This window comes from Geobacillus sp. CX412 (assembly GCF_027942335.1).
Classification (GTDB): Bacteria; Bacillota; Bacilli; order Bacillales; family Anoxybacillaceae; genus Parageobacillus_B; species Parageobacillus_B toebii.
In genome coordinates, this window is the sequence record NZ_CP103461.1 from 2,360,097 (window position 1) to 2,375,245 (window position 15,149).

18 protein-coding genes and 1 pseudogene are annotated in these 15,149 nt (G+C 40.9%); all 19 read right to left on the reverse strand.

Annotated elements, in window-relative coordinates; translation table 11 throughout:
* Nucleotides 1-18: 18 nt before the first annotated feature.
* Nucleotides 19-1,101, reverse strand: a complete 1,083-nt coding sequence (gene flhB, locus NXM86_RS12250; protein WP_015863461.1) for a flagellar biosynthesis protein FlhB — start codon at nt 1,099-1,101, stop codon at nt 19-21.
* Complete coding sequence (fliR, locus tag NXM86_RS12255) at nt 1,102-1,875, reverse strand: flagellar biosynthetic protein FliR (protein ID WP_015863460.1); 774 nt, start codon at nt 1,873-1,875, stop codon at nt 1,102-1,104.
* Between the two features lie 6 nt (nt 1,876-1,881).
* A complete protein-coding gene (gene fliQ / locus NXM86_RS12260; RefSeq protein ID WP_062678217.1) occupies nt 1,882-2,151 on the reverse strand; it encodes a flagellar biosynthesis protein FliQ in 270 nt (89 codons plus the stop codon).
* Between the two features lie 14 nt (nt 2,152-2,165).
* Entirely contained in the window at nt 2,166-2,834 is a 669-nt protein-coding gene (gene fliP / locus NXM86_RS12265; protein WP_015863458.1) for a flagellar type III secretion system pore protein FliP, read from the reverse strand.
* On the reverse strand, nt 2,827-3,492 hold the full coding sequence (gene fliZ / locus NXM86_RS12270; RefSeq protein WP_062753380.1) for a flagella biosynthesis regulatory protein FliZ: 666 nt from the start codon (nt 3,490-3,492) through the stop codon (nt 2,827-2,829). The genes fliP and fliZ overlap by 8 nt, the downstream gene beginning before the upstream one ends.
* A gap of 20 nt (nt 3,493-3,512) precedes the next feature.
* Nucleotides 3,513-3,872, reverse strand: coding sequence for a response regulator (locus NXM86_RS12275; RefSeq protein WP_013401257.1), 360 nt, complete (start codon nt 3,870-3,872; stop codon nt 3,513-3,515).
* 22 nt (nt 3,873-3,894) lie between these two features.
* On the reverse strand, nt 3,895-5,097 hold the full coding sequence (fliY, locus tag NXM86_RS12280; RefSeq protein WP_081188577.1) for a flagellar motor switch phosphatase FliY: 1,203 nt from the start codon (nt 5,095-5,097) through the stop codon (nt 3,895-3,897).
* Nucleotides 5,087-6,091: a flagellar motor switch protein FliM gene (gene fliM, locus NXM86_RS12285; RefSeq protein ID WP_062753386.1), complete on the reverse strand. Its 1,005-nt coding sequence runs from the start codon at nt 6,089-6,091 to the stop codon at nt 5,087-5,089. The genes fliY and fliM overlap by 11 nt, the downstream gene beginning before the upstream one ends.
* A gap of 30 nt (nt 6,092-6,121) precedes the next feature.
* Nucleotides 6,122-6,547: a flagellar basal body-associated protein FliL gene (gene fliL / locus NXM86_RS12290; RefSeq protein ID WP_015863454.1), complete on the reverse strand. Its 426-nt coding sequence runs from the start codon at nt 6,545-6,547 to the stop codon at nt 6,122-6,124.
* Complete coding sequence (locus NXM86_RS12295) at nt 6,544-6,762, reverse strand: flagellar FlbD family protein (protein WP_015863453.1); 219 nt, start codon at nt 6,760-6,762, stop codon at nt 6,544-6,546. The genes fliL and NXM86_RS12295 overlap by 4 nt, the downstream gene beginning before the upstream one ends.
* 45 nt (nt 6,763-6,807) lie before the next feature.
* A complete protein-coding gene (flgG, locus tag NXM86_RS12300; protein WP_498958100.1) occupies nt 6,808-7,668 on the reverse strand; it encodes a flagellar basal body rod protein FlgG in 861 nt (286 codons plus the stop codon).
* A 20-nt stretch (nt 7,669-7,688) separates the two neighbouring features.
* Nucleotides 7,689-8,111: a flagellar hook assembly protein FlgD gene (gene flgD, locus NXM86_RS12305; RefSeq protein WP_081188581.1), complete on the reverse strand. Its 423-nt coding sequence runs from the start codon at nt 8,109-8,111 to the stop codon at nt 7,689-7,691.
* An 11-nt stretch (nt 8,112-8,122) separates the two neighbouring features.
* Nucleotides 8,123-9,346, reverse strand: coding sequence for a flagellar hook-length control protein FliK (locus NXM86_RS12310; protein WP_498958101.1), 1,224 nt, complete (start codon nt 9,344-9,346; stop codon nt 8,123-8,125).
* The gene (locus tag NXM86_RS12315) at nt 9,343-9,996 is read right to left on the reverse strand and encodes a MotE family protein (protein WP_081188585.1); all 654 of its coding nucleotides are present in this window, start codon (nt 9,994-9,996) and stop codon (nt 9,343-9,345) included. The genes NXM86_RS12310 and NXM86_RS12315 overlap by 4 nt, the downstream gene beginning before the upstream one ends.
* 3 nt (nt 9,997-9,999) lie before the next feature.
* Complete coding sequence (gene fliJ, locus NXM86_RS12320) at nt 10,000-10,443, reverse strand: flagellar export protein FliJ (protein ID WP_062753394.1); 444 nt, start codon at nt 10,441-10,443, stop codon at nt 10,000-10,002.
* A 5-nt stretch (nt 10,444-10,448) separates the two neighbouring features.
* Nucleotides 10,449-11,729 (reverse strand): flagellar protein export ATPase FliI, encoded by a 1,281-nt coding sequence (fliI, locus tag NXM86_RS12325; protein ID WP_062753396.1) that lies wholly within the window; start codon nt 11,727-11,729, stop codon nt 10,449-10,451.
* A gap of 10 nt (nt 11,730-11,739) precedes the next feature.
* Nucleotides 11,740-12,527: pseudogene (fliH, locus tag NXM86_RS12330) on the reverse strand (flagellar assembly protein FliH).
* The gene (fliG, locus tag NXM86_RS12335; RefSeq protein ID WP_015863445.1) at nt 12,511-13,530 is read right to left on the reverse strand and encodes a flagellar motor switch protein FliG; all 1,020 of its coding nucleotides are present in this window, start codon (nt 13,528-13,530) and stop codon (nt 12,511-12,513) included. Before fliG ends, fliH begins: the two are co-directional and overlap by 17 nt.
* 12 nt (nt 13,531-13,542) lie before the next feature.
* Nucleotides 13,543-15,126: a flagellar basal-body MS-ring/collar protein FliF gene (fliF, locus tag NXM86_RS12340; RefSeq protein WP_171698668.1), complete on the reverse strand. Its 1,584-nt coding sequence runs from the start codon at nt 15,124-15,126 to the stop codon at nt 13,543-13,545.
* Nucleotides 15,127-15,149 lie beyond the last annotated feature (23 nt).

Below are 15,149 nucleotides of genomic sequence, written 5' to 3' on the forward strand. Positions count from 1 at the left end.
CACGTTCTCTCCTTACTGCTAAACTTTTCGTTTCAAGCGGTACACGTACGCTAAAATTTCGGCTACCGCTTTAAAAAACTCTTCCGGAATCATATCGCCAACTTCCGTTTGCCGATAAAGCGCCTGGGCAAGCGGACGATTTTCTACCGTCACGACATCATGCTCTTTTGCTAGTTGCTTGATTTTTAGCGCAACGTAATCGACACCTTTTGCCACAACCATCGGTGCATCCATTTTTCCGTCCTCGTACTTTAGTGCTACCGCATAATGCGTTGGGTTCGTTATGACAACGTCGGCTTTCGGAACCTCTTGCATCATCCGCCTCATCGCCATTTCCCGCTGCTTTTGCTTGATCTTTGATTTAATTAATGGATCGCCCTCTGTTTTTTTGTATTCGTCTTTAATATCTTGTTTTGACATTCGAATATTTTTTTCAAAGTCAAAGCGTTGATATAAATAATCAAAAATGGCGAGAAACAACAGCGCTGAAGAAGCATAAAGTCCCATTTTTGCCGTTAAACTAGCTAACGAGCTTAATGTCGTGCTTATTGATTTCGTTGTTAACGACAAAATATGATCAATCTGAAACCATAACAATGCAAACGTAACAAGTCCGACAACACTGATTTTTAAAATCGATTTTAAGAGTTCTACAATCGCTCGCAGCGATATCATTCGCTTAAACCCTTGAACGGGATCAAGCCTATTCCATTTCATTTTCAACGGTTCTGTCGTAAACAAAAAACCGACTTGCAAAAAATTGGCTAAACAAGCGGCGATGACTGCCGCGAAAAAAATGGGTGCAACGAGCATCGCCATATTTTTCAGCCAAGTGATAGAAAGACGGTGAACCGAGTCAATGGTTAAATCAACTCGTGCATATTGTTCGAAAGATTGATACATGAAGTGCAAAAGCTTTTCTTTATAAAAAGTTCCTAAGAAGTACAAAACAAGAAAAACAACAAGCATCACAATCGCGGTATTGATGTCGGCACTTTTGGCAACTTGTCCTTTTTCTCGCACTTCTTGCCGCTTTCTAGGCGTCGCTTTCTCCGTTTTTTCGCCGGCGAAAAATTGTAAATCAAGGCGCAACTCATTCATTTATGTGCCTCCTAAAAGCTTCATCAGCTCACGCATCGCCAAAAACATCATGTCGAACAAATGGCGGACAGCGATAAACAGCGTTGCCATCGTTACAATCAATAATATAAACGCCGCAGCAATCTTTACTGGAAAACCGACAACGAAAATATTAAGCTGCGGTACGGTGCGGGCAACAATTCCAAGCGCAACATCGACTAAAAATAAGGAGCCAACAAGTGGAACCGACATTTGAAAAGCAATAATAAACATCGTGCTAAACGATTTGACAATGTATTTAGCGACATGGCCGTGGTCAAAATGCGGCCAATGATCAAGCGGGATAAAACGATAACTGTAAAATACTCCATCTAGCAGCAAATGATGTCCATCGACTGAGAGCAACAACAATAAAGCAAACGTATAAAGATATTGCCCCACTAGCGGGCTTTGCGCACCCGTTTGCGGATCGATGACGTTGGCAATGGCAAACCCCATTTGAAAATCAATCAGCCCGCCAACGATTTGAATCGCCGACACAATCATATAGGCAAATAGACCTATAAAAAGACCGACAAGCACTTCTTTAACTACTAGCAGCACATACATTCCGTCTAAGGGGATTGCCGGTTTAGAAATGGAAAAAAACATCATCCAACTTAGAAAAAAGGATAGCCCGATTTTATGTACCGCTGGAATCGTTCGATACGAAAACAGCGGCAATGTCGCAAAAAAGGAAGCGACCCGCGCAAAAACGAGCAAAAATGCTGGAAAATGTAATAATAATTGCTCCATCACTCATCAGCCTATAAATTTTGTTAAGTTATTAAAAATCTCATATGCATAGGACACCATTCTCGATAACATCCAAGGCCCGAAAAAAATAAGTCCGATTAATACCGCAACAATTTTGGGCACAAATGCAAGCGTCTGCTCTTGAATTTGCGTCGTTGCTTGAAAAATGCTGACAATCAGTCCAACGGCAAGAGCCAATAAGAGAAGCGGACCGCACACGATTAAAATCATATACACTCCCCGCTCCGCCATATGAATGACAAAATCGGCACTCATTTTTGCCACCTACTTTACTGAAAGCTTTCTAACAAAGATTTCACGACTAAATACCATCCATCAACAAGGACAAACAATAAAATTTTAAACGGCAATGAAATCATCACAGGCGGCAGCATCATCATTCCCATCGACATCAAGACACTTGCAACGATCATATCGATGACAAGAAACGGAATAAAAATCATAAATCCCATTTGAAACGCCGTTTTTATTTCGCTGATCGCAAATGCCGGAACAAGCGTCGTAAGCGGGATATCTTGTACGGATTTCGGTTTTTCTGCACCGCTATAGGACAAAAATAAAGCCAAATCTTTTTGCCGTGTATGTTTGCTCATAAACTCTTTTATCGGTACAGAAGCACGTTCATACGCTTGCTCTAAACTAATTTTTTCTGAAAACAATGGTTGCAAAGCTTGGTCGTTTATCTCTTTAAAAGTCGGGGCCATAATGAAAAACGTTAAAAATAGCGCTAAACCGACCAGCACTTGGTTTGGCGGCATTTGCTGCGTTCCAAGCGATGTGCGAACGAACGATAAAACGATAACGATGCGTGTAAAGCATGTCATCATAATTAAAATGCCAGGAGCGATGGACAATACAGTTAATAATAATAATAGTTTTACAGACATAGAGACATTTTCAGGAGCGACTTGGTTAAACATTTGCACAAATTCATTCATCGGATGTCGTTCCTTTCCGTTTGACCTGCTTCAATAATTCTTTCCGCTTGACTGACAGCTCCTGCATTTCTTTTAAAAACATATCGCGGAACGAATCATGACGATCACTTGTCTGTTTTCGTTTCTCTGTTAAGTAATCGTGCAGACGAGCACCCCATTTGCTTGGTTCTAACATTTGCTGCAATCGTTCATGATGCAGCGCCAAAATTTCTTCTATCTCTTTTTCATCATCGATTTCTCGCAATAGTTGAATCGATTCGCCAACTCCAATCACAAGAATGCGATTTCCTACTTTTATTAATTGGACCGAACGATTTGTTCCAACGCTTGTCCCACCAAGATGCTCAATAACTCCTTTTTTTCCAGTAAACAACTGGCCGCGATGATGGAGAAATTTTAGCAATCCATAAATTAATAAAAGTACAAACACTGTTGCCCCAATAAGTTTAATGACATCCCAAACGGATAAAGGCGAACCTTGCTCTTTTTGAGTTGATGTAACTTTTTTATGCGAATCCGTTTGTTGTTCGCACAAGTCAGGATGCTGCAAACATTCATTCACCGTTGGCGATTGCTCCGCAAAAACAGGAAAGCCTGTTTGCGCAGCAATCGTGATGACGATACATAAAAATAATGGAATGATTCGTAACCGAAACAAACTTGTTCCACCTCTTATATTTATCCAAGCGTTTTATTAATCGCCTCAATGACACGGTCAGCTTGGAATGGTTTTACAACGAAATCCTTTGCTCCCGCTTGAATAGCATCAATCACCATTGCTTGCTGCCCCATCGCTGAACACATAATGACTTTTGCATTGCTGTCAATTTTCTTAATTTCTTTTAATGCAGTAATACCATCCATCTCCGGCATGGTAATGTCCATCGTTACGATATCTGGACGGGTTTCCTTATATTTTTCAATCGCTTGCAAGCCATCGGCTGCTTCTGCCACTACTTCGTGTCCGTTTTTTGTTAAAATATCTTTAATCATCATTCTCATAAACGCTGCATCATCAACAACCAATATTCTTGCCATTGTCTATCAACCTCCTAAATGATTATTTTAGTCTTTTTAGGCGATCACTTTGACTGATAATATCGGTGACGCGTACACCGAAATTTTCATCAATCACAACTACTTCTCCTTTAGCAATTAACTTATTGTTCACCAATATATCAACAGGCTCTCCCGCTAATTTATCCAATTCGATAATAGAGCCTGATGACAAACTTAAAATTTCCTGAACAGAACGTTTCGTACGACCAAGTTCGACGGTTACTTGAAGCGGAACATCAAGAAGAAGCGATAAATTTTTCACTTCTGCATCCGCTGACGGGGATGGTTCAAATTCAGCAAAATCAACCGATTGAATTTGTCGTTCTCCCGCTCTAGCATACGTCCCAAAATGATTTGTATCGCGATGAGAAGGAGCTGTTTCATGTGTAACATAATTTTCCGTTTTAGGAAGTTCGTAAGACGGCGATGTATCAATTGTTTCAGCCGTTACTGATTGCTTAGAAAGCGCCGCTTCTTGCATAATGGTTTCTTTCCCTGCTTCTTTCACACCGCTAGAAGAGTCTGTTTCACTAGTTGAATGAAGGAGCTGTTGCACAAGTTCTTTCGCAAAATCAACTGGCAATAATTGCATAATATTTGAATCAATTAAATTGCCAATTTTCAACCGAAAAGAAACTTTAATAAATACGTCTTCATCCGGCAAATATTCAATTCCTTCCCCTTCTTTGACATCTAGCAAGTGAACGGTTGGGGGAGAAATATCTACACGTTTTCCGAAAATAGTGGACATCGATGTCGCTGCCGATCCCATCATTTGGTTCATTGCTTCTTGCACAGCGCTTAATTGAATCTCTCCTAATAAATCAGCCGCACTTTTTCCATCTCCACCTAGCATTAAATCCGCAATGATAGCTGCATCTTCTTGTTTAATAACAAGCAGATTCGTTCCTAAAAGTCCATCTGTATAATTTACTTGAATCGCTACATACGGTAATGGAAACTCGTCAGCTACATTTTTTCGTTCAATGACCGAAACGCTTGGGGTCGTAATTTCCACTTTTTGATTTAACAATATCGAAAGCGCTGTTGCCGAGCTTCCAAACGAAATATTGCCAATTTCCCCTAGCGCATCTTGCTCAAGTGGCGACAATACATCATCTAGCTGCGGAATTTTATCACTTTCGCCTGGTCCGCGCAGCAGCGCATCAATTTCATCTTGGGATAACATATCATCATTCATCATTGTAATTTTCTTCCCCCTTAAACGTATCTAAAATTTGTATCGCCAACTTTTTATTTCGCTTTCCGGGCTGGCCAATAAATTTTGGAATATCCCCTACTTTAATAAGAAGCGGTTGATGAATGGACTGATCGAGCTCAATAACATCACCGACTTCCAGCTGTAAAAATTCTTGAATGGTAATCGTTGCACTTCCAAGCTCAGCAATAATAGGAAGTTTTGCAAAGCGAATTCGCCTATCGATCGCTTTTGTTTCTTCCGGTAAACTTTCTTTTTTCTGCGTTTGCATCCAATAATGGACGGAAAGCTTAGGAATAATCGGCTCTAGCACAACATGCGGTATACAAATATTAATCATTCCGCTCGCCTCGCCAATTTGTGTGTTTAACGAAATAACGACAACCGTGTCATTCGGTGATATCATTTGCAAAAACTGCGGATTTACTTCAAAATCGGTGAAAATAGGATCAATCTCTGCCACCGATTCCCATGCATCACGCAAATTGGAAAAAGCTTTATCAAATAAATTGGACATAATTTTTGTTTCAATTTCTGTTAAATTATCTACTTTATTCATACTTGTTCCTCTTCCGCCCATTACACGATCAAGCATCGCATAGGCGATATTTGGATTCACTTCTATTAATATATGGCCATTGAGCGGTGGTACTTCAAAGATGTTTAAAATCGTCATTTTCGGAATGGAACGAATAAACTCTTCATACGGAATTTGGTCGGCAGATGCCACCGATATTTGCACATATGTACGCAATTGCGCCGAGAAAAAGGTAGTTAATAATCTTGCAAAATTTTCATGAATGCGCGTTAGACTGCGAATTTGATCTTTCGAAAAACGAAGCGCCCGCTTAAAATCATATACTTTAACGCGCTTTCCCTCTTCTTCTTTTTTTAATTCTTCCGCGCTCATTTCTCCCGCGGACAGCGCCGCTAACAGCGCGTCTATTTCGCTTTGTGATAATACTTCACCGGTCGTCATGTGCTCGTTTTCCCCCTTTTTAAGTACAAGCTATTGGAGGATAAAGGAGGTAATATATACTTGCTCCACTGTTCCTTCTTGCATAATTTGGTTAATTTGTTGTTTTAAACGTTCTTCTAAATCAGTCATGCCTTTTTTTCCTTTAAAATTTTCCGCTTTCATTTCAGAAAGCTCTTCGATAATAATATTTTTAATTTGAAAATCACGTTTTGCCGCTTCTTCTTTTCCTTCTTCACTGTTTGCTTGAATTTTAAAGGAAACTTTCACATAACGTCCATCTGCTAAATTTGTTGTTATTTCTGGGATATCGATCGAGCACGCCACGATTTCATCGGCACTTGGCGCGCTGTGATCTTTTTCTTCGGTTAGTTTCATCACAGCAATTAAAGCTACGGTGCCAATGAGAGCAATAATAACAAGTATAATTACCATCGTTTTTATTACATTACTTTTCACTTTTCCGATCCTCCTAAACCTTCCGGTAAGCGCACCACTGCAACTTGTCGATAAAAATCGTTCGCCAATCGAATAACCTCTTGTACGGATTCACGTACGACAAACTTTTTTCCGTTTGTTAACGTAATCGTTGTATCGGGAAATGCTTCCACTTGTTCAATATAAATCGCATTTAACACAAACTTTTTTCCATTTAGCCGTGTTAATGTAATCATGTATGTACAGGGTACTAGACGGCAGCTAGTACCCTCCCCCCTTTACTATTTCTTCAAGTTGACAAGCTCTTGCAAAATTTCATCCGATGTTGTAATAATGCGCGTATTCGCTTGGAAGCCGCGCTGCGCGACAATCATTTCCGTAAACTCTTCCGCAAGATCGACGTTGGACATTTCAAGGGTGCCGGAAACGATTGAGCCCGCTCCGCTTTCTTGAGGCGAGTAGGCAATCCATTCGTTTGGATTATCTGGATTGATGATTGTGCCTGAGTTGGCTGTTTCTCTAAATAAATTTCCTCCTACTTTTTCTAACCCATCATTGTTGGGGAACTTGGCCAGTCGAATTCTCCCTGCCACTTGCAAGTTTCCAACCGCATCTACATAGTTCACAACCCCATCAGCGCCGATGCTGACGCTTTTCGCATCAGTTGGAATTTGAATTCGAGCCCGTTCTCCCGTAAATGCCCCGTTCTGATATCTTTCACCGACTAAATATAAGCCGTCGGCATTGACAATATATCCCTCTTTATCTAAATAAAAATTTCCTGCTCTCGTAAACAACGGATTTATAAGATTTCCATTATTCAACTCGCCGAGAATAAAGAATCCATCCCCTGAAATCGCCAAATCTAGCGGGCGCCCGGTTGTTTGCAAGCTTCCTTGCGTATGGACAGTATCAATCGCTGCCAGTTGGGATCCTAGACCAACTTGTTTTGGGTTTACACCGCCGCGGTTTGCTGTCGGACCGCTTGCCCCTGCAATTTGCTGGCTTACTAAATCTTTAAAAATCGTTCTTCCTTTTTTAAATCCATATGTATTGACGTTGGCGATGTTATTCCCAATGACATCCAGCTTTGTTTGGAAATTTCTCATTGCGCCAATTCCCGAATACATAGAACGAAGCATTGTGTTTCCTCTCCCTTTCTTTATTTAGATTCCACTTTCACCACAAGACTCGCTTTGATCGTTGTGCCATTATCAAGTTCTAGAAAAATTTGCTGATCTTTTTGTGACACCGATTTAACGATCCCGCTTTTTGTGTTTTCATCCTCTTGCCAATAAACGTTTTTGCCAATCCATTCGCTGTAACGAAGCAGGGCATGATCATGTTGTGTTTTTATAAATTGTTCGATCATGCTTGAAATATTGATCATTTGTTCCAAAGAGGAAAAGCTCGCCATTTGCGCAATAAACTCTTTATCCTCCATTGGATTTAACGGATCTTGGTTTTGCAATTGAACAAGCAAAATTTTTAAAAAATCATCTTTTCCTAATATTTGATTTCCCGTTTTCCGCTCGGGCGGCTTATAGTTATCCAATAGCAAACTTGAATCAATTCCATTTGTCACGCTTTTCCCTCCTATACTTTCCTATCGATCATTTCTGACATCAACGTATGGAAAGGAGGCTGTTTTTTCGCTTTCTCTTCTTTTCGCTGCTGCCGTTCTTTTTGTTCATGCCCGCGTTCTTCTTGATAAAATGCAGGCGCATGGCGATCTTGCGTCAATACATTCCATTTTTCCACCGTTATATTTTCCATCGACAAAACTTGCTGAAGTTGCGATAAATTTGCATCTAAAAGTTCTTTCGCCGAATCCGTCGACGCGATCAGCTTTGCTGTTAATGTCCCATGTTCTCGTACAATCTTTATGGTCAATGTTCCTAAATGTTCAGGATAAAGGCGAATGACAAATTGCGCATTTCCGTTTTTGAAACGAGTAAATCGGCCTGATTGGATAATATTTGTAAATTGTTGAAGAAATGCCTCATTTGCCTTTTGTTCTGACAACGTTTGATCAACGGCAATAATCGGTACGTTCTCTTTCGACATCATGATATTTCCATTTGGCAACAACCTATTAAACGGTTGTATAAGGGATTCTTTCTGTCTCTCTACGTTTTCAGCAGCCGCTTTGTCTCCTAATGTGGAATCAAAGCTTTTACTAAAAGCAGATGAAAGTGAAAACCGATTTTGCAACATCGATCTTTCTGTTTTTTTACTTTTCTCTTCTTGCTTATCCAATCTTGTCAGCACTTCTCGCAAAAACGCTTGTATATCGATCTGTTTTTCACTTTCTTTCATGATGCTGTTTTGCTGCAAAGGCTGTATATCGTTATCAAAAAAGGAATACAAACGGGACGCTACTTCGTCATTTATAACATTGCTTATTTGTTCTACTGACATATCTTTATCCGCAACATTGCTTATTTGCTGGATTAACTGTATGATCGCTTCTTTATCTACTACATTATTTAACTGTTCGATTGAACGGTTGGGAAAAATAGAATGAAAATTAGTTTGATTGGTATCTATCATGTTGTTCAACAGGAAAAGAAGAAAAGAAAACGATTCTTCTATCCTAAATTCGCCGGTTACGTCTTCCTGTTCTTTCGATGGCGTGGAAAAACGCTCATTAGAAACAAGAACGTTTCCTTCTTCATTTTTTGCATCCGTTTCGATCATCGCCAACAGCTGCTGAAACGGACTGCATTCCTCTTTTTCCCCTGCTAGCTTAAGAGTTGATTTTTTTGGTGGTCCTACTATTGGTTGACCGAACTGTTGATAGCTAGTTCCAATTTTCACCTTGCCGCCTCCTCAACGGGTGGATTTTCTTCAGCGCGTTTTGCCAGCATCGACGTATATTTTGCCGCATCATCTGGCGGCATTTTCTCTAAAATGGCCGCCGCTTTATCACTGTCTAGTGAGGATAAGATCGTTAGTACATCGCTTTCCGGCATTTTTGTTAAAATCATTGCAGCGTTTTTCTCTGACATCGTTTCATACATGCTCGCAATGTCTTCCATCGTTGTGTTGTTCGTTGTGTTCATCGTTGCGGTTTTGTCTTCAGGTAGTTCCTCTTTGTTTGCTTCCATCAATGATAATTGTTCTTCTAAATGTTCCTTCTCTTTTTTCAGCCTGTCCACTTCTTGTTGTTTTGCCGATAATTCATTTTCTAGCTCGTTAATTTGTTTCTTTTGTTGGTCGATCACTTCGTTTTGCTTTTCAATCGTTGTTTCTAACTTTCTTTGTATTTTGTGCACATCTACCAATTGCGAGATAATCGGAATATTTTTGCTGAATGTTTTTACCGTATCAAGAACGTTAACTCCCGCAATGGTCATAATGACAAGAGCTAATGCCGCCGCAAACAACGATGGAATGACAATGATAAATAAAAACCATTGGAGTTTGCTTTCTTTTTCTTCTCTCTCCATTTCTTGATTTTGTGCCATCTTCTAATCTCCCCGATGTACAAAACGTTGAATCGAAATTTCATCCATCCATTTATTTTCTGCGGTTCTTTCCGCATCGAAAGCAGCTTGTATATATTTTTCTTTCATTTTTTCATATTTTTTTACTTCTATATTAAGCTCTGTTAATTTCATTTGCTTCCGGTGCATTTGTTCTCTTGCTTGCATCACTAGAAGCTGATAATGGTGGATCGTTCGTTCAAGATTGGAAATAAACTGCTGGAAGTGGCGAATTTCTTGAATGGACAATCCTGATTGAAGTTTTTGTTTATGGATTTCTTCATATTGTTCTTTTTGCTTAAGAAAGTGGTATAATTTTTCCGCCACTTCCTCAAAGCGCCGTACGGCTTCATTGTATTCTCCTGCTGCTTGATGTTTCTCATTTTCTTTCATTGTTAAAACTTTTTGCAGCTTAAATGCGTATCCCATTTTTTTCACCCTGCATGGATTAGGTCAATTAGCATTTCAATGCTTTTGTCTTTTGTTATTTTTTCATGAATATCTTGTTTGCAAAAGGAAATGATTTTTGGATAATAACGAATCGCTTCATCAATTTCGTTTGACGATCCTCGTTTGTACGCCCCTATATTGATTAAGTCTTCCGAATTAATATAAGTGGATAGAAGCTGGCGCAGTTTATCTGCCGCTTGCCGATGTTCTGGTGTAATAATATGATTCATTACGCGGCTAACGCTTTTCAATACGTTAATGGCTGGATACTGTCCCCTATTGGCTAAGCTTCGTTCAAGGATGAAATGCCCATCCAAAATGCCGCGTACCGTATCAGCAATCGGCTCGTTCATGTCATCTCCGTCAACAAGTACGGTATAAAATGCGGTAATAGTGCCGTAAGCGCTCGTCCCTGTACGCTCTAATAATTTTGGTAAGATAGCAAACACGGACGGAGTATACCCTTTTGTTGTCGGCGGCTCGCCGATGGCTAGTCCAATTTCTCGCTGCGCCATGGCAACGCGTGTGACAGAGTCCATCATAAACATCACATCCATCCCTTGGTCGCGGAAATATTCCGCAATCGCCGTGGCGGTATACGCTCCTTTTACACGCATGAGCGCAGGCTGATCAGAAGTGGCAACGACAACGATAGAACGGGCCAAACCTTCCGGACCGAGGTCCCGTTCAATAAATTCACGGACTTCACGTCCGCGCTCACCAATTAATGCGATAACATTTATATCCGCATTCGTGTGACGGGCAATCATCCCCATTAACGTGCTTTTTCCAACTCCCGAACCGGCAAAAATTCCGACGCGCTGCCCTTTGCCAACCGTTAACAAGCTGTCAATGATCCGAACCCCAACTTCGATCGGTTCGTTGATCGGCGGCCTTGCAAGCGGATTGGGCGGATTGCGCTCAATCGAAATAGGATGCAGTCCCTTCGGCAATGGGCTGCCATCTAGTGGATAGCCGAGAGGGTCAAGCACTTGCCCGATTAATGGCGAGCCAACGTGAATTTGCAACGGTTTTCCAGTTGCTTCAACAATACATCCTGGTGAAATATGCTGAACAGTCGAAAACGGCATTAACAATACATGTTGCTCTTTAAATCCAACTACTTCTGCCGCAATCAATTGTTTTTGCCTGCCGCTTCTAGTGTGAATATAGCAAATGTCGCCGACTGAGCTTTCCGGTCCTTTCGCTTCAATCATTAAGCCAATGACCCGTGAAACTTTGCCAAACCGTTTATAAGTGTCCATCTCGTCGATTTCATCGAGCAGAGCTTGCCAATTCAGTGGATACCCCCTCCTTCATTCGTTCGAACAGCTTCTCTTTTATTTGCTCAAGCTGTGTATCAACGCTTGCATCGATGCGTCCGAACGGGGTTTCAATGATGCAGCTATATTCCGCAAGCTGCAAATCTGGATGAATGAACACATCCGCTTCATGGTGAAATAACGCTTTTAATTCTTCTTTTTGTTGCACGACCGTTTCATAAGAAAGCGGATGGACGTAAATCGTTACTTCCGTTTGTTCCCGAACTTCTTTAATCGCCCGCTTTACTAGTGATAAAAAATAGTCGTGATTTTCCGCTAATTTTTCACCGATAATACGCTCTGCTACTTTCATTCCAATGCGGAGGATCGTTTCTGCGGATGCATTGATTTGTTCATAAAATTGAACATTTGCTTTTTCTGTAATTTGTCTCGCCTGTTCAATCAGCTCGCGATAACGATGCAGCGCTTCTTCTTTTCCTTGATGAAATCCGTCTTGATATCCTTCTTCACGCGCTAATTGGATAAGCTGCTCCTTTTCTATATGCCAGGCTTCTTGTTCTTTCAACAATTGCTGCCGAATAGATTCATAATATTGTTCTGCTTCCCGTCTGATTTGTTCTGCCTCATACTTGGCATGTTCCATCATCATTTCGTGATTTTCTTGCTGTTTTTCTGTTATATTTTGCTGTTCGAGAAAAAGCCGTTTAATTTCAATCGTTTTTTTAGCAGTTCGATTTGTTTTGTAAAAGGAGCTTTAATGACGTTAGACAATAATATCATCTCCCCCACCGCGTGCAATCACAATTTCCCCTGCTTCTTCCAGGCGGCGAATCACTGCGACAATCCGTGACTGCGCTTCTTCAACATCACGTAAACGGACAGGACCCATAAATTCCATTTCTTCCTTAAATGTCTCTGCCATGCGCGTGGACATGTTGCGAAACACAATCTCTTTTACTTCATCGCTTGCCACTTTGAGCGCTAGCATTAAATCATTGTTATCCACTTCACGAATCACGCGCTGGATTGCGCGATTATCAAGAGTGACGATATCTTCAAAGACAAACATTCGTTTCTTAATTTCTTCGGCAAGTTCAGGGTCTTGAATTTCAAGGGCATCGAGAATCGTCCGTTCTGTGCTGCGGTCCACCTGATTTAACACTTCCACTACCGCTTCGATGCCGCCGGCTTGTGTATAATCTTGCACAACCGTTGTCGATAGTTTTCGTTCTAAAATTTGCTCCACTTCATTAATAATGTCAGGAGATGTGCTATCCATTAACGCGATGCGTCGCGCAATATCCGCCTGCATTTCTTGCGGCAGTGCCGATAAAATTTGTCCTGCTTGCGCCGGTTCAAGATAAGAAAGAATAAGGGCAATCGTTTGTGGATGTTCGTTTTGAATAAAATTTAATAGTTGCGTTGGATCCGCTTTACGGGCGAAATCAAACGGCCGCACCATCAAGGCGGACGTTAACCGGTTAATAATATTCATCGCTTTTTCCGGACCGAGCGCCTTTTCCAGCACTTCTTTTGCATAAGCGATCCCGCCTTGTGCAATATAATCTTGTGCCAGTGCAATTTGATGAAATTCTTCCAGCACTTCTTCCTTTGCGTCTGCTGTCACTTGCCGCATATTCGAAATTTCTAACGTTAGTTTTTCAATTTCTTCTTCTGACAAATGTTTATAAACGGAGGCGGACACATCTGGACCAAGGGAAATGAGAAGGATCGCTGCTTTTTGTCTCCCTGTTAACCCTCCTTTTTTGTCGCGCTTTGCCATTTTCCGTTCCTCCTACTCTTCCGATAGCCATGTTCGCAACAGCTTTGCAAATTCGTCCGGCTTTTCTTTCGCTAATTTTTCTAGTTGCTTACGGCGCATCGTCGATTCCGTTTCGTTCTCTTCATGGATATCTGGAATTTCTTGAACCATAGGCTCCAGAATATCTTCCTCTTCTTCCTCTTCTTCCTCTTTACGTCTGCGCCACAATAAGATGAGCAATGCAATAAGAAGAACAAGGCCAATTCCACCGACGATGTATACCCACATTGGAATCGTCTGTTTTGGTTCCGTAAATGTTGGTTTTCCGTTAAATTTCTGAACAGAAACAACGATGCGATTTTGAATATCCTGATCGGTTAATGTTTGGCCATCTTGCTTATTAATCGATGTTCTGACAATCGTTCCTAATATTTTTTGAATATCGTCGATCGTTTGCTGTGACAAAGAGTTTGGATTTTTCGGGTTTGGCGGCTCAACCATTACTTGAATGCCTAAATCACGAATTTTATATGGACTTTCGACGATATGTTTTTTGATCTTATTCACTTCGTTATTAATCGTTTCCTCGGTTCGCTCATAATCTCCATTTGTCTCGCTTGCTCCAGCCTGATAGCTTGGCACTTCGTTTTCTCCCGTACCGGCCACGCCGCCCGGCTGCGCGCCTTTCCCAGAGTATGTCTCTTTAATACGTTGCACGCTGACGGCAATGCCTTCGTTATTTTTTTCATCAACCGGAGCAACAAGGTTTTCTTCCCGGTTTTCCTGCGTAAAGTCCACATCAGCCGTTACGGATACAACGACTTTATCCTGCCCCATCATTGTTCCTAACATTTGCTGTACTTGCCGTTGAATATCTCGTTCAATTTGTTTTTTAATTTCTTGCTGTGTGGCAAACGTTGTGCCTGTCGAAAAATTTTCGTTATTTTTCAAATCAAAATACTCAAAAAACTGATTCATAATGACGATATTATCTGTAGGAAGGTTAGGAACACTTTTAGAAACAAGATGGTACAACGCCCTAATTTGCTGATCGCTAAATTGATATCCCGGTTTTGTTTTTAACACGATCGAAGCCGATGCCTCGCCTTGGTCATCGGAAGCAAACACGCTCGGCTGTGGAAGATTAATCATTACTTTTGCGTCTTCTACACCATCGATGCTTTTAATTAAATTTGCCAGCTCATTTTGCATTGCTTCGAGTTTGACAACATTAAACTCGTTATCCGTCATTCCGAAGCTTGCATTTTTTCCAAAATAAGAATAATCAATGGTGCCGCTGTTTGGAATTCCTTCTGCCGCTAAATCAACTTTTAACGAGTTTACTAACTCTTTTGGCACTTTAATCGTGGTGCCGTTATCCGCTACTTCCGATTTGATTCCCCGCTGGTCGAGCGTTGCTTTAATTTGCCCCGCTTCCTGTGGCGTTAAGTTGCTATATAACGGCGCAAACTCTGTTCTTGTCGCAAAATATATAGCTACGCCGGTTATAAGCAAGAAAAGAACGAGGCTGGCAATGGCGATCCATTTTTGTTTTTTTGTTCTCTCTTTCCAAAATAAGGTGAATCGGCTTAGCCATTCTTTTAATTTGTTGCTCATACTATTCCCCCGATTATTTCACA